At 64.6% G+C, this 14261-nt stretch carries 14 protein-coding genes; 11 read left to right on the top strand and 3 right to left on the bottom strand.

Annotated elements, in window-relative coordinates:
* Positions 1–11: 11 nt before the first annotated feature.
* The 3 genes from FJ956_RS10150 (at position 12) to FJ956_RS10140 (ending at position 2795) form a co-directional block, all read left to right on the top strand.
* Positions 12–743: an SDR family oxidoreductase gene (locus FJ956_RS10150; protein WP_140680713.1), complete on the top strand. Its 732-nt coding sequence runs from the start codon at positions 12–14 to the stop codon at positions 741–743.
* 48 nt (positions 744–791) lie between these two features.
* Positions 792–2069, top strand: a complete 1278-nt coding sequence (locus tag FJ956_RS10145; protein WP_140680715.1) for an L-fuconate dehydratase — start codon at positions 792–794, stop codon at positions 2067–2069.
* A 66-nt stretch (positions 2070–2135) separates the two neighbouring features.
* Complete coding sequence (locus FJ956_RS10140; protein ID WP_140680717.1) at positions 2136–2795, top strand: DUF2161 family putative PD-(D/E)XK-type phosphodiesterase; 660 nt, start codon at positions 2136–2138, stop codon at positions 2793–2795.
* A gap of 28 nt (positions 2796–2823) precedes the next feature.
* Here the strand turns inward: FJ956_RS10140 and dgoD are convergent, their stop codons facing one another.
* Together dgoD and FJ956_RS10130 are read right to left on the bottom strand one after the other, a co-directional pair.
* The gene (gene dgoD, locus FJ956_RS10135) at positions 2824–3972 is read right to left on the bottom strand and encodes a galactonate dehydratase (RefSeq protein WP_140680719.1); all 1149 of its coding nucleotides are present in this window, start codon (positions 3970–3972) and stop codon (positions 2824–2826) included.
* 14 nt (positions 3973–3986) lie between these two features.
* Positions 3987–4676: a FadR/GntR family transcriptional regulator gene (locus FJ956_RS10130; RefSeq protein ID WP_140680828.1), complete on the bottom strand. Its 690-nt coding sequence runs from the start codon at positions 4674–4676 to the stop codon at positions 3987–3989.
* Between the two features lie 271 nt (positions 4677–4947).
* On the opposite strand from FJ956_RS10130, the gene FJ956_RS10125 reads away from it, so the two are divergent.
* The 8 genes from FJ956_RS10125 (at position 4948) to FJ956_RS10090 (ending at position 13277) form a co-directional block, all read left to right on the top strand.
* Complete coding sequence (locus tag FJ956_RS10125) at positions 4948–5940, top strand: arabinose ABC transporter substrate-binding protein (RefSeq protein ID WP_140680721.1); 993 nt, start codon at positions 4948–4950, stop codon at positions 5938–5940.
* 83 nt (positions 5941–6023) lie between these two features.
* On the top strand, positions 6024–7535 hold the full coding sequence (gene araG / locus FJ956_RS10120; protein ID WP_140680723.1) for an L-arabinose ABC transporter ATP-binding protein AraG: 1512 nt from the start codon (positions 6024–6026) through the stop codon (positions 7533–7535).
* Between the two features lie 12 nt (positions 7536–7547).
* The gene (gene araH / locus FJ956_RS10115; protein ID WP_140680725.1) at positions 7548–8498 is read left to right on the top strand and encodes an L-arabinose ABC transporter permease AraH; all 951 of its coding nucleotides are present in this window, start codon (positions 7548–7550) and stop codon (positions 8496–8498) included.
* Positions 8495–9259, top strand: a complete 765-nt coding sequence (locus tag FJ956_RS10110) for an SDR family oxidoreductase (RefSeq protein ID WP_140680830.1) — start codon at positions 8495–8497, stop codon at positions 9257–9259. Before araH ends, FJ956_RS10110 begins: the two co-directional genes overlap by 4 nt.
* A gap of 25 nt (positions 9260–9284) precedes the next feature.
* Positions 9285–10592, top strand: a complete 1308-nt coding sequence (locus FJ956_RS10105; protein ID WP_140680727.1) for an ABC transporter substrate-binding protein — start codon at positions 9285–9287, stop codon at positions 10590–10592.
* Positions 10593–10663: 71 nt separating this feature from the next.
* Positions 10664–11521 (top strand): sugar ABC transporter permease, encoded by an 858-nt coding sequence (locus FJ956_RS10100; RefSeq protein ID WP_181170283.1) that lies wholly within the window; start codon positions 10664–10666, stop codon positions 11519–11521.
* Positions 11521–12375: a carbohydrate ABC transporter permease gene (locus FJ956_RS10095; RefSeq protein ID WP_140680731.1), complete on the top strand. Its 855-nt coding sequence runs from the start codon at positions 11521–11523 to the stop codon at positions 12373–12375. The genes FJ956_RS10100 and FJ956_RS10095 overlap by 1 nt, the downstream gene beginning before the upstream one ends.
* A 2-nt stretch (positions 12376–12377) precedes the next feature.
* The gene (locus FJ956_RS10090) at positions 12378–13277 is read left to right on the top strand and encodes an aldose 1-epimerase (protein ID WP_140680733.1); all 900 of its coding nucleotides are present in this window, start codon (positions 12378–12380) and stop codon (positions 13275–13277) included.
* 34 nt (positions 13278–13311) lie between these two features.
* Here the strand turns inward: FJ956_RS10090 and FJ956_RS10085 are convergent, their stop codons facing one another.
* Entirely contained in the window at positions 13312–14259 is a 948-nt protein-coding gene (locus tag FJ956_RS10085) for a GlxA family transcriptional regulator (RefSeq protein WP_140680735.1), read from the bottom strand.
* Positions 14260–14261 lie beyond the last annotated feature (2 nt).

Below are 14261 nucleotides of genomic sequence, written 5' to 3'. Positions count from 1 at the left end.
GACAAAAGAACATGGCTGATATCACAGGCAAGGTCGTGGTCGTCACGGCGGCCGCGCAAGGCATAGGACGGGCAAGCGCTCAGGCTTTCGCCAAGGCCGGCGCCATCGTCCACGCCACCGACATCAACGAGGCGGCCCTGGCCGAGCTTAGCAAGACGCCCGGCATTGCGGCGCGAAAACTCGATGTGCTGAACGACGAGGCGGTGAAGGCCGTTTTCGCCGAGATCGGCCGCGTCGACGTGCTGTTCAACTGCGCCGGCTTCGTCCATGCCGGCTCGATCCTCGAGATGAAGGACGAGGATCTCGACTTCGCCCTCAATCTCAACGTGCGGGCCATGATCCGCACCATCCGCGCCGTGCTGCCCGGCATGCTGGAGCGCGGCGATGGCTCGATCATCAACATGGCGTCGGTGGCGGGCGCGCCCAAGGGTGTGCCGAACCGCTTCGCCTACGGCGTGACCAAGGCGGCGGTCATCGGTCTGACCAAGTCGATCGCCGCCGATTATGTCGCGAGAGGAATCCGCTGCAACGCCATCTGCCCGGGCACCGTCGAGAGCCCTTCGCTCCAGGGTCGCATGCAGGCGCAAGGCGACTATGAGGCGGCCCGCGCCGCCTTCATCGCCCGCCAGCCGATGGGCAGGATCGGCACGCCGGAAGAGATCGCCGACCTCGCCGTCTATCTCGCCGGCGCGACATATACGACCGGGCAGGCCTATAACATCGACGGCGGCTGGTCGATCTGAGGCCGTTCCGGCAGGCAGGGTGGGCGGCAAATCAGTCACGAGGCAGCAATGACGAAAATCACGGACCTCAGAACCTTCGACCTGCGCTTTCCGACCTCGCAGAGCCTCGACGGCTCCGATGCGATGAACCCCGACCCGGACTATTCGGCCGCCTACGTCATTCTCGACACCGATGTCCCGTCGCTGAAAGGCCATGGTCTCACCTTCACCATCGGCCGCGGCAATGAGATCTGCTGCGCGGCGATTGAGGCGCTGCGCCACCGCGTCGTCGGGCTCGACCTCGACTGGGTCAAGCAGGACCCCGGCCGTTTCTGGCATCACGTGACCGGCGACAGCCAGTTGCGCTGGATCGGGCCGGACAAGGGCGCCATGCATCTCGCCGTCGGCGCGGTGGTCAATGCGGTCTGGGACATGTGGGCCAAGGAAGCCGGCAAGCCGGTCTGGCGCCTGGTCGCCGAGATGAGCCCGGAAGAGATCGTGCGCATCGTCGACTTCCGCTACCTCACCGACGCGATCACCCCGGCCGAAGCGCTGGAGATTTTGAAGAAGGCCGAGGCCGGCAAGGCGGGGCGCATTGCCGCGCTCGAGCGCGAGGGCTATGCCTGCTACACCACCTCGGCCGGCTGGCTCGGCTATCCCGACGACAAGCTCAGGCGTCTTTGCCAGGAAGCGGTCGACGATGGGTTCAATCACATCAAGCTCAAGGTCGGCCGCGACCGCGCCGACGACATCCGCCGTCTCAGGATCGCCCGCGAGGTCATCGGCCCTGACCGCTATCTGATGATCGACGCCAACCAGGTCTGGGAGGTCGACCAGGCGATCGACTGGCTCAAGGACCTTGCCTTCGCCAAGCCCTTCTTCATCGAGGAGCCGACCAGTCCGGACGACGTCGCCGGCCACGCGAAAATCCGCAAGGCGGTGGCGCCGATCAAGGTCGCGACCGGCGAGATGTGCCAGAACCGCATCATGTTCAAGCAGTTCATCGCCGGCGGTGCGATCGACGTCGTGCAGATCGATTCCTGCCGCATGGGCGGGTTGAACGAGGTTCTGGCGGTGCTTCTGATCGCGGCCAAATTCGGCCTGCCGGTCTGGCCGCATGCCGGTGGCGTGGGCTTATGCGAATATGTCCAGCATCTGTCGATGATCGACTATGTCGCCGTGTCAGGCAGCAAGGACGGACGGGTGATCGAATATGTCGACCATCTGCACGAGCACTTTCTGGAACCCTGTGTGATCCGCGACGCCGCCTATATGCCGCCAGGCGCACCCGGCTTCTCTATCGAGATGAAAGCTCGGTCGATCGAGAATTACCTGCATCGCGCCTGAAGAATCGGCGCTGCAAGCTGTCATACGCCCGCGACCGGACAGCCGCGAATCGGCTATGCCTGTCGCATGCAGGAAACGTCCCTCTACGAGCCGGTGAAGCGGTTCCTCGAGAGCATGGATTTCGCCGTCAAGGGCGAGATCGGCGGCTGCGACGTGGTCGGCGTCCGCGCCGGCGAGCCGCCGGTTGTCGTCATTTGCGAATTGAAGCTGCAATTCAACCTCGAGCTCGTCTTGCAAGCCGTCGACCGCGCGGCGGCCTGCGACGAGGTCTGGCTGGCTGCTTTGATGTCGGCGCGCGGCAAGGGCCGCGAGCACGACCGCCGCTTCCGCGCGCTGTGCCGCCGTCTCGGCTTCGGTCTGTTGGGCGTCGGCAAGAAGGGCGAGGTGGAGCTGCTGCTCAGCCCGGCCGCCTTGCCGCCGCGCCGCGACCCGCGCCGGCGCTCACGGCTGGTCGAGGAGCACCATCGCCGCAAGGGCGATCCGTCCATCGGCGGCAGCACGCGCAGGAAACCGATCATGACCGCTTATCGCCAGGAGGCGCTCGCCTGCGCCGCCGCCATGGCCGACGGTCCGAAGCGGCCGCGCGATCTCAAAACCCTCTCGCCGCGCGCGGCGAGCATCCTTTTGCACAATTACTATGGCTGGTTCGCCAGGGCAGAGCGCGGCGTCTACGCGCTGACCGAAGCCGGCTTCGCCGCCATTGGGCCTTTGCCGGCGACGTTGTAGGTAATTGCGCGCGAAATCATTTGCCGGCTTACCACTCGGCGAACGAACCGTCCTTGTGACGCCAGACCGGGTTGCGCCAGCGGTGACCTTCCTTGGCGCGCTCCTTCACATAATCCTCGTCAATCTCGACGCCCAGGCCGGGTCCGTCCGGGATGGCGACATAGCCATCCTCATAGCGAAAGACGTCCTTGTTGGCGGCGTAGTCGAGAAGGTCGTTGCCGGCATTGTAGTGGATGCCCAGGCTCTGCTCCTGGATGAAGCAATTGTAGCTCACGGCGTCGAGCTGCAGGCACGCGGCAAGCGCGATCGGTCCGAGCGGACAGTGCGGCGCCACCGCCACGTCATAGGCCTCAGCCATTGCCGCGATCTTGCGGCATTCGGTGATGCCTCCGGCATGCGACAGGTCCGGCTGGATGATGTCGACGACCGCCTCCTCGAACACCGATTTGAAATCCCAGCGGCTGTAGAGCCGTTCGCCGAGCGCGATCGGCGTCGAGCCGAGCGCGGCGATCTCCTTCAGCGCCTCGCGGTTTTCGCTCAGCACCGGCTCCTCGATGAACATCAGCCGGTATGGCTCCAGCTCCTTGACCAGGATGCGCGCCATCGGCCGGTGCACGCGGCCATGGAAATCGACGGCGATGCCGATATTGGGGCCGACCGCCGCGCGCACCGTGGCAACCCGCTCGACCACGGCATCGATCCTGTCATGGCTGTCGACGATCTGCAGTTCCTCGGTGCCGTTCATCTTGAGCGCCTGGAAGCCGCGTGCCACGACATCCCTGGCGCTGGCCGCCACTTCCGCCGGCCGGTCGCCGCCGATCCACGAATAGACCTTGATTGTCTCGCGCAGCTTGCCGCCGAGCAGTTCATGCACCGGCACGCCGAGCGCCTTGCCCTTGATGTCCCACAGCGCCTGGTCGATGCCGGCGATGGCGCTCATCAGGATCGGCCCGCCGCGATAGAAGCCGCCGCGATACATCACCGTCCAGTGATCCTCGATCAAACGCGGGTCCTTGCCGATGAGGTAGTCGGCCAGTTCCTTGACCGCCGCTTCGACCGTCAGCGCCTTGCCTTCGACGACGGGCTCGCCCCAGCCGCTGATGCCGGCATCGGTCTCGATCTTGAGGAAGAGCCAGCGCGGCGGAACGACATAGGTGGTCAGAGCGGTGATCTTCATGCGGTCTGCCGGTCTCAGTTGTTTTTCAGTTTCTTGGCGCTGACGAGGTCGCGTGCGGCGAGATCGAGTATCTTGTCGGCCGCGTTTCGCGCGGCGACGGCGTCGCGCATGCGCAGCGCCTCGACGACGTCGCCATGCGCCGCCGCCGCTTCCCTGCGCCGGACCGGCGAGATCGTCGCCGTGGCTTCCAGCGAAAACAGCAGCGCCGTATCGATCAGCTTGCCGATCTGGCGGAAGATCGGGTTGTGGCTCGCGCCGTAGACGATCTGGTGGAAGACGATGTCGGAGCGCGAGAACTGCGTCAGGTCCTCGCCGGCGCCGGCCATGCCTTGCCAGGCCGCCTCGAGGTCGGCGATCTCCTGCAGCGTCGCGCGTGTTGCCGCGAGTTCCGCGACCAGCGGCTCGATGGCGCGGCGGGTTTCCAGGATCGCGTCGAACAGCTTGTCGTCCAGCGCATGCGGCGCATGCCAGGCCAGCACCTGCGGATCGATGATGTTCCAGTTGTCCTGATCGCAGACGACGGTGCCGACGCGCGGCCGGGACAGCACCAGGCCCTTGGCTGCCAGCACTTTCAGCGCTTCGCGGATGACGGTGCGGCTGACGCCGTATTCGATGCCGAGATCGTTCTCGGTCGGCAGCGACGATCCGGCCGGATAACGGCCGGAAAAAATGTCGGAGGCGATCGCCTTGGTCACATCGGGCATGACGCGCGGACGGCGCGTTGTCTCGCGCTCTTCCTTGTCCTCGTCAGCTTTCTTCGGTGTTTCGGTCACCTCAGCCCCTCCTCCAAGGCAGCGAACCCTTCGGTTTGCGCGCAATTGGTCCGGCCTTAGCGGATACGAGTGATTTGCGCCAGCGACTACTTATCGGACTACCTATCTCATTTATCATACCAGATCAATTGACGGGTATGATAAAATTGACTACACACAACCAATCCGGGCTGAGCGCCCGGCCGTTTGCTGGGAGGTAATCATGCGACTTTTGAAAACCGCGCTCGTCGCGGGTGCTCTCGCCGTCTTGTCGGTCACCACGATCGCGTCGGCCTACGCTCAGGACACCAAGATCGGCTTCATCGTCAAACAGCCGGAGGAGCCCTGGTTCCAGGACGAATGGAAATTCGCCGACCAGGCCGCCAAGGAAAAGGGCTTCACGCTCGTCAAGATCGGCGCCGAGGACGGCGAGAAGCTGATGTCGGCGATCGACAATCTGGGTGCCCAGGGCGCGCAAGGGTTCGTCGTCTGCACGCCGGATGTGAAGCTCGGCCCCGGCATCGTCGCCAAGGCGGCCGCCAACAATCTCAAGCTGATGACCGTCGACGACCGCCTTGTCGGCGCCGACGGCAAGCCGCTGGAAGACGTGCCGCATATGGGCATCTCCGCCACCAAGATCGGCGAGGCCGTTGGTCAGGCCATTATCGACGAGATGAAGGCGCGCGGCTGGAAGATGGACGAGGTCGGCGCGATCCGCGTTTCTTATGACCAGCTGCCGACCGCGGTCGACCGCGTCGAGGGTGCGATCTCGGTGCTGAAGGCCGCCGGATTCAAGGCCGAGAACATCTTCGACGCCCCGCAGGCCAAGACCGACACGGAAGCCGCGCTCAATGCCGCCACCGTTGTGCTCAACGCCCATGCCGACATCAAGAAGTGGATTGCCTTCGGCCTCAATGACGAGGCGGTGCTGGGCGCCGTACGCGCTTCCGAAAGTGTCGGCATTCCGGCCGACGGCATGATCGGCGTCGGCATCGGCGGCGCGGAATCGGCGATCAACGAGTTCAAGAAGCCCGCCGCCACCGGCTTCGTCGGCACGGTGATCATCTCGCCGAAGCGCCACGGCTACGAGACCGCGCTCAACATGTATGACTGGATCGCCAACAACAAGGAACCGGCGAAGCTGACGCTGACCGCCGGTGCGCTGGCCAAGCGCGACGACTACCAGAAGGTGCGCAAGGACCTCGGCATCGAATAGCCTTCCCTGTACAAACAGGCGGCGGCCCGCGTCGCCGCCTGTTTGGTTCGACCCGGCAAGGGCAGCGCAGAGGGATCTAGGCCGTGTCCTTTCTCGAATTCTCCAACATCAGCAAGACCTATCCGGGCGTCAGGGCTCTGTCCGGCGTGTCGTTCGGCGTCGAAAAGGGCGCCGTGCATGGGCTGATGGGCGAGAACGGCGCCGGCAAATCAACGCTCATCAAGATCCTGTCCGGCGACCAGCATGCCGATGCCGGGGAGATAAGCATCGACGGCAAGGTCCAGGCCTATGCCTCCACCAGGGACGCTTTCGACAATGGCGTCATCGTCATCCATCAGGAATTGCAGCTCGTTCCCGAGCTGACCGTCGCGGAGAATCTCAGCCTGGGCCGTTTTCCGGCCAGCGCCGGCGTCATCGCCCGCCGCCGCATGCTCGACGATGTCGGCGACAAGCTGAAATCGGCCGGCATCGACATCGACATGCGCCGCAAGATCAAGACGCTCTCGATCGGCGAGCGCCAGATGGTCGAGATCGCCAAGGCTGTCATGCTCGATGCTCGCGTGATTGCGCTCGACGAGCCGACCTCGTCGCTGTCCTCGCGCGAAAGCGAGGTCCTATTTAAGCTGATCGACCGGCTGCGCGGCGAAGGCAAGGTCATCATCTATGTCTCGCACCGCCTCGACGAAGTGTTCCGGCTCTGCGACAGCCTGACGGTGCTGCGCGACGGCAAGCTTGCCGCGCATCATACCTCGCTGAAGGATGTCACGCGCGACAAGGTCGTGGCCGAAATGGTCGGCCGCGAGATTTCCGACATCTGGGGTTTTCGCCCACGAAAAGCCGGGGATGTCCGGCTGAAGGTCGACGGCCTGAGCGGCGCCAGGCTGCGCGCGCCGGCAAGCTTCGAGGCGCGCGCCGGCGAGATCGTCGGCTTCTTCGGCTTGATCGGCGCCGGCCGCTCGGAGCTGATGCGGCTGGTCTTCGGCGCCGACCCGCGCTCGGGCGGCACGATCGCGGTCGACGGCAAGGCGGTTGCCGCCGCCAGCCCGCATGACGCGATCCGGGCCGGCGTCGTGCTCTGCTCGGAAGATCGCAAGCATGACGGCATCATCCAGGGCCGCTCGATCGAAGAGAACATCAACATCTCGTCCAGGCGCCATCACACGCGCTTCGGCGTGCTCAGCCGCGTCAGCGAGATCGCGACCGCGGAAACCTTTATCAAGAAGCTCAAGGTGCGCACGCCCTCGCGCAGGCAGGACATCATCAACCTGTCCGGCGGCAACCAGCAGAAGGTCATCCTTGGCCGCTGGCTGTCCGAGCAGGGCATCCGCGTTTTGATCGTCGACGAGCCGACGCGCGGCATCGATGTCGGCGCCAAGTCGGAGATCTACGAGCTGCTCTACCAGCTCGCCGAGGACGGCATGGCGATCGTCGTCGTCTCCTCCGAGCTGCCGGAAGTGATGGGCATCTGCGACCGCATCCTGGTGATGTGCGGCGGACGCATCAGCGCCGAGTTCGCGCGCGACCAGTTCGCCGAAAGAGCGATCCTGGCCGCGGCCCTTCCAGACAAGAAAACCCCCGACGCGATCGCATCCTGAGGACACCCCGCCATGACCGACCGGTTGAAGAAGATACTGCTCGGCGAACAGGGCCTCGTCGTCATCTTCATCGTCGCCTTCGCGCTGGTGTCGCTGCTCGTGCCGAACTTCCTCACCGACCGCAACATGCTCGGCCTGCTGCAGTCCGTGGTCACTGTGGGCATCGTCGCTTGCACCATGATGTTCTGTCTCGCCGCGCGCGACTTCGACCTGTCGGTCGGCTCCATCGTCGCCTTTGCCGGCATGGTCGCGGTGATGGCGTCGAACACTACCGGCTCGATCCTGCTCGGCCTTGTCGCGGCGATTGCCTGCGGCGCCGTCGTCGGCTGGGTCAACGGCGTCGTCATCGCCAAATTCCGCATCAACGCCCTGATCACCACCTTGGCCACCATGCAGATCGTGCGCGGCATGGCGCTGATTTCGTCGGACGGCCGCGCCGTCGGCATCAACAGCCCGGATTTCTACCAGCTCGCTCTGTCGAAGCTGCTCGGCATCCCGACGCCGATCTGGGTGCTCGCGGTGCTCTTCGCTATTTTCGGCTTCGTGCTCAACAGCACCGTCTTCGGCAAGAACACGCTGGCCATTGGCGGCAATCCGGAGGCCTCGCGCCTTGCCGGCGTCAATGTCGACCGGACGCGCATCTGGATCTTCACGCTGCAGGGCGTGGTCTGCGGCATCGCCGGCATCCTGCTTGCCTCGCGCATCACCTCGGGCCAGCCCAACGCCGCGGTCGGGCTCGAATTGTCGGTGATCTCGGCTTGCGTGCTCGGCGGCGTGTCGCTTGCCGGTGGCCGCGCGACGATGTCGGGCGTCATCGTCGGCGTGCTGATCATGGGCATCGCCGAGAACGCGATGAACCTGCTGAACATCCCGGCCTTCTACCAATACATCGTCAGGGGCGTTATCCTGCTGCTGGCGGTCCTGCTCGACAATCTGCGTTCCTCCGCCCTGGGGAGGCGCTGATGGGACGTCTTTCCGGTAAACGCATCTTCCTGACAGGCGCGGCGCAGGGTATCGGCTACGCGATCGCCGAGGCGTGCCTGCGCGAGAAGGCCGAACTGTTCCTGGTCGACCGCGACGCGAACCTGCTAGCTGACAGCGCCGCCCATCTGGGTGCGGTCGCGCATGCGGCGGCTGACATCGCCGACGCCAAGGCAATCGACGCCGCGATAGCAGCAGCGGCGAAGGCCATCGGCCCGATCAACGCCGTCATCAACAATGCCGGCATGAACGTCTTTTCGACGCCGCTCGACGCCACCGAGGATGATTGGACGCGCAATCTCGACGTCAACGTGAAGGGCGCCTGGCACTGCGCCAAAGCGGCGCTGCCCGGCATGATCGGGCAAGGCGGCGGCGTGATCCTCAACATCGCCTCGACGCACGCCTTCACCATCATCCCGCACACCTTCCCCTATCCCGTCGCCAAGCACGCGCTGCTTGGCCTGACCAGGTCGCTGGCCATCGAATATGCCGGCAACAATGTGCGTGTGAATGCGCTGGCGCCGGGCTACGTCGCCACGCAGAAGGTCACCGACTACTGGAACAGTTTCGACGATCCGGAGGCCGCGCGCGCCAAGACGCTGGCGCTGCATCCGGGCGGGCGGATCGCCACGCCGGAAGAGATCGCCATGGCGGCGGTCTTTCTCGTCTCCGACGAATGTCCCTTCATCAACGCCGCCTGCCTCGTCGCGGATGGCGGTTTAAGCGTGCTTCACCACCCCTGACAACAAGCCATAATCGGAGGATAAAATGGCAAATGATGTCTTCGCAAAATCCCTGCTGACGCGTCGCCAGGCGCTTGCGCTCGGCGCAAGTGCAGCACTAGCGGGCGCACTGCCGCGCGGCGCCCTCGCCGCCGACGAGAAGGTCACGCTCTGGCACGGCTGGACCGGCGCCGACAACACGACCGCGCTCAACGGCGTCATCGATACCTTCAACAAGGGAGGTAAGGGCGTCACCGTCGAGCCGACCGGTTACGACTGGGACACGCTGTTCTCCAAATGGGTGGTCTCCTCGGCGGGCGGACGCGCACCGGACCTAGTGCTCTTCCACATCACCGAGCTGCCGGAATTCGCCACCCGCAAGGTCATCCGCCCGATCGACGATGTCGTCGCCTCGTCCGGCCTCGACCTGTCGCAAGTGCCGGATGCCGGCCGCACCGGCGTGACCTTCGACGGCAAGGTCTATGCCGCGCCGCTCGACGTCCATCCGCTCGGCTTCTACTACAATGTCGACATGGTGCAGGAGGCGGGCCTCGATCCGGCCAAGCCGCCGAAGACGGGCGAGGAGTTCCTCGAATGGGCAAAGAAGCTCACGGTCAAGGACGCCAGCGGAAAGGTCACCCGCTATGGCTTCGAGCTGCCGAACACCTGGGCGACGGCGCGCTGGATCTGGTTCAGCCTGATGTACCAGAATGGCGGCACCTTCCTTGACGACAAGGGCCTGGCCGCGGTCGACAGCGAGGCCTCGCAGAAGGCGCTGCAATACCTCGTCGACCTGATCAACGTGCATGGCGTGACCAATCCTGAGGTCGGCGGCAACAAGGGCGAGGACGCCTTCGCCTCGAAGCAGGTCGCCATGAAGTTCATCGGCCCCTGGGAGGTCAATCTGCGCATGGCGCAGAAGATGAATTTCATGACCGCGCAGCTCCCCGTTTTCGGCGCCAAGCCGGCGGTTTGGGCCAACTCGCATTGCATGGCGGTGTCGAAGCAGCCGAACGAGGACAAGCTCGCCGCCGACGGCACCTTCATGAAATGGTTCTTCGACAATTTCGCCGCGCCCGCCACCACTGTCGGCATCATCCCGCAGAGCAAGGCGGTGCGCGAGAACGCGGCCTTCACAGGCACCGAGCAGTACAAATACTTCAAGTCCTTCGTCGACGATCTGCCCAACATCGTCTACGAGCCGCTGATCCCGCAGTATCTCTCGGTCTTCTCCTTCGACAAGCCGACCCCGCTGGTCACCAATCTGCAGGCAGCGCTCAGCGGCTCGAAGCCGGTGCCCGATGCCTTGAAGGCAATGAAGGAAGGTCTCGACGCGCAGCTGAAGAAGGGCTGATGACATCTGTTGCATCACAACCGGCGGGCCGTTCCAAGGCCCGCCGCGCATCTGCGCAGGAGGGAGGGGCGGTGCGCAGCGGCATGACGCTTGCCGCTTATCTCTTCCTGTCGCCCTATCTGGCGCTGTTCATCGCCTTCATGCTGTTGCCGACGTTGGCCGCCGTCGGCATCAGCTTCATGCGCTGGGATATCCTCGGCACGCCTGAATTCATCGGGCTCGACAATTACCGGCAGATCTTCGCCGATCCGCTGTTCCTGACCGCGATCAAGAACACCTTCTATTTCGTCTTCCTGACCGCGATCCCGATGGTCGTTCTCGGACTGGCTTTAGCCATGCTGCTCGACCAGAAGCTCAAGGGCACCGCCTTCGTGCGCACGGTGGTGTTTCTGCCTTATGTGGTCATGGTCTCGACCGTCGGTATCCTGTGGGGCTGGCTGTTCGACAAGGGCACGGGCCTCGTCAATTACTACCTGACCGCGATCGGCATCGAACCCATCGCCTGGCTCAAGGACCCGCACTGGTCGATGCCGGCCTTGGCCATCACCACCGTCTGGTGGACCGTCAACACCAACATGATCATCTTCCTGGCAGCGCTGCAGGACATTTCCGAGGAACTGCACGACGCCGCCACGCTCGACGGCGCCGGCCCCTGGCAGCGCTTCGTCTACATCACGCTGCCCTTGCTGCGGCCGGCCATGGCGCTGGTCACCGCGCTCACCATCATCAATGGCTGGCGCGTCTTCGGCCAGGCCTATGTGATGACGCAAGGCGGGCCGGAGGCGAGCACCTTCGTCATCGTGCAGTACATCTACCTTACCGCCTTTCAGAATTTCGAGATGGGGCCGGCCGCCGCCGCGGGCGTGGTGCTGCTCTTGATCACGCTGGTGTTCTCGCTTGCCCAGATGAAGCTGATGAAGGCGATCTGATGCAGGACCAGCGATCCAATCGCGCCGGGAAATCACTCAGCGGACGGGCGCTCGCTTATACGCTGATGGTTGTCGTGACGGCGCTGTGGGGCGCGCCGATCCTGTGGATGCTGGTCACCTCGATCAAGCCCGAAAGCGAGATCTATGCTTACCCGCCAGCCTGGATCCCGGACGCGCCGACGCTCGAAGCCTACGGTGCGCTGTTCCAGCGCTTCCCGATGCTGACCTGGTTCCGCAACTCGGCGGTGGTCGGAATTTTGACGACCGTGCTGACCCTGGCTGTGGATGCGCTCGCCGCCTATCCGCTGGCGCGCATGCAGTTCCCCGGCCGCCGCGTCATCATGGGCGTGATCTTCGCGACCTTCCTGCTGCCCTATGAACTCCTCTTCGTGCCGCTGTTTCTCGGCCTGAACAGCTATGGCCTGGTCGACAGCATCTTCAGCCTGACCGTGCCGGCATCGGCCAACGCCTTCGGCGTCTTCCTGCTCACCCAGTTCTTCCAGGCCGTGCCAAGAGAACTCGAAGATGCCGCCATCATGGATGGCTGCGGCCGTTTCGGCTTCTTCTGGCGCATCCTCCTTCCGCTCACCAAGCCGGGACTTGCCACCGTCGCGATCTTCACCTTCGTCGCAAGCTGGAACAACTTCTTCTGGCCGCTGATCGCCACCAACTCAGACGAGACCCGCACGCTTCCCGTCGGGTTGGCAACGCTGGTGGGCGGCGCCGGCATGTCGATGAAGCAGAGCGTGCTGATGGCGTCTGCCGTCGTGGCGACGCTGCCGACGGCGATCTTCTTCCTCGCCTTGCAGCGGCACTTCGTGCGCGGCATCGCCGCAACCGGCATCAAGGGCTGACGATGGCCGACATCGAGATCGCCAGCGAGAGCCTTCGCTGCGTGCTCTCGACGCAAGGCGGGACTATCTGGCGGCTCGAGGCCGATCTCGGCGACGGCTGGCAACCGCTGCTGCGCCCGCCGCCTGAAGGTCCGGATCGAGATCCGCTAAAGGCCGGTTGTTTTCCCCTCGTGCCTTTCGGCAACAGGGTGGAAGGCAATCGCTTTCTGTTCGATCGGACCGAGTATCACCTGAAGCCCAACACGCCTTGGGACAAGCACTACCTGCACGGCGATGGCTGGCTTGGCGACTGGACCATTGATGATCGCGGCGACGCCGAGGCATCGCTGTCCTTCGAATTTGAGGGCGAGCTTTACCGCTATCGCGCCACGCAACGCTTCCAATGCGAAGGGCCGAGTTTTAGGGCGATCCTTGGCGTGACGAATCTTGGCGAGCGGCCGATGCCGTTCGGGCTCGGCTGGCATCCCTATTTTCCGCTGACGCCGGCAACCACGCTCGCGGCGCCGGCGACGGCCTGTTGGACCGAAAAAGCGGGCTGGCTCCCGGACACTCGCACCCCGGTGCCCGAGGCGCTTGATTTCAAGCACCCGAGAATGCTGCCGCGTCGGTGGGTCAACAACGGTTTTGAAGGTTGGGACGGTGCGGCCTCCGTCGTCTGGCCTGAACAGCATATGCGGCTCGAGATCGAAACCGCCCCGGCGCTTTCGCGCTATTTCCTTTTCGTCTCCGACAGAGAATTCGATCCGGACTACCGCGAGGATTTCTTCTGCTTCGAGCCGATGAGCCACTCGGCCAACGGTCACAACCTGCCGGATTTCGGTGGCCTGACGGTGCTCGCACCCGGGCAGGGCATGGCCGTCTCGATGACATTGTCGTGCGGCGTCACGAAAGATCCGCGGTAACGGAGATCACGAAACGCACGTCCGATTATCGCGATCAGAAACGCTCGCGGTAGTCGCGCGGGTTGGTGCCGAGGACGCGTAGAAAGCCGCGCCGCATCGTTTCCTCGGAGCCGAAGCCGCAGCGCCGCGCCGTCTGGCTGACCGTCTGCCCCCGCTCCAGCATCCGCCGCGCCGCCTCGATCCGGATCTCCTCGATGGCGCGGGCGGGCGTCCGCCCGGTCGCTTCCTGATAATGCCGAGAGAAACTGCGCCGGCTCATATTGGCGTGCTCGGCCAACTGCTCCAGCGACAGGTCGCCGTTCAGATTGTCCAGGATCCAGCCATGCAGCCGGTCGAAGCGCCCGTCGCCTTCCTGCAGCTTGAGGGTCTGGCTGAACTGAGCCTGGCCGCCGGGGCGTTTCAGGAAAACGACCAGCTCGCGTGCCACCGCCAGCGCCATGCGACGGCCAAGGTCGGCCTCGACGAAGGAAAGCGCAAGGTCGATGCCAGCCGTCACGCCTGCGGAGGTCCAGACATTGCCGTCGCGAACGAAGATCGGGTCGGGTTCGAGCCGAACCGCCGGAAAGCGCCGGGCGAACTCCGCGCAGCGGCCCCAATGGGTAACCGCGCGACGGCCGTCGAGCAGGCCTGCCTGAGCCAGCAGCATGGCGCCGCTGCAGACGGAAGCTGTTCGCACGGCATCGCGCGAGCGGCCGATGATCCACTGCACCAACTCAAGGTCTTCGCAGGCCGCGTTGACGCCCCACCCGCCTGGCACGATCAGCGTGTCGATCTCGAGCCCGTGCGCGGGGAGCGCCGCGGCCTCCAGCACGAGACCGGACGATGTCCTGATCCTCGGCGACGTGGCGACGACGACGACGTCATAGGCGGCCGCTTCGCCGGCCTGCGTCCTGAAGTCGTTGGCGCTGGCGAAAACCTGAAGCGGCCCGCTGACATCGAGGAGCTGTATGTCGGGATAGCCGAGGATTTCGATGCGGCGCATGG

The organism is Mesorhizobium sp. B2-4-3, from assembly GCF_006442815.1.
Taxonomy (GTDB): Bacteria; Pseudomonadota; Alphaproteobacteria; order Rhizobiales; family Rhizobiaceae; genus Mesorhizobium.
The sequence above is the reverse complement of the archived record's forward strand: the minus strand, read 5'-3'. Positions and strand labels throughout refer to the sequence as shown.

Excerpts from the sequence above, each read along its gene's own strand:
- FJ956_RS10150 (WP_140680713.1), top strand. The coding sequence starts at position 12 with ATGGCTGATATCACAGGCAAGGTCGTGGTCGTCACGGCGGCCGCGCAA.
- FJ956_RS10145 (WP_140680715.1), top strand. The coding sequence starts at position 792 with ATGACGAAAATCACGGACCTCAGAACCTTCGACCTGCGCTTTCCGACC.
- FJ956_RS10140 (WP_140680717.1), top strand. The coding sequence starts at position 2,136 with ATGCAGGAAACGTCCCTCTACGAGCCGGTGAAGCGGTTCCTCGAGAGC.
- dgoD (WP_140680719.1), bottom strand. The coding sequence starts at position 3,972 with ATGAAGATCACCGCTCTGACCACCTATGTCGTTCCGCCGCGCTGGCTC.
- FJ956_RS10130 (WP_140680828.1), bottom strand. The coding sequence starts at position 4,676 with ATGCCCGATGTGACCAAGGCGATCGCCTCCGACATTTTTTCCGGCCGT.
- FJ956_RS10125 (WP_140680721.1), top strand. The coding sequence starts at position 4,948 with ATGCGACTTTTGAAAACCGCGCTCGTCGCGGGTGCTCTCGCCGTCTTG.
- araH (WP_140680725.1), top strand. The coding sequence starts at position 7,548 with ATGACCGACCGGTTGAAGAAGATACTGCTCGGCGAACAGGGCCTCGTC.
- FJ956_RS10105 (WP_140680727.1), top strand. The coding sequence starts at position 9,285 with ATGGCAAATGATGTCTTCGCAAAATCCCTGCTGACGCGTCGCCAGGCG.
- FJ956_RS10095 (WP_140680731.1), top strand. The coding sequence starts at position 11,521 with ATGCAGGACCAGCGATCCAATCGCGCCGGGAAATCACTCAGCGGACGG.
- FJ956_RS10090 (WP_140680733.1), top strand. The coding sequence starts at position 12,378 with ATGGCCGACATCGAGATCGCCAGCGAGAGCCTTCGCTGCGTGCTCTCG.
- FJ956_RS10085 (WP_140680735.1), bottom strand. The coding sequence starts at position 14,259 with ATGCGCCGCATCGAAATCCTCGGCTATCCCGACATACAGCTCCTCGAT.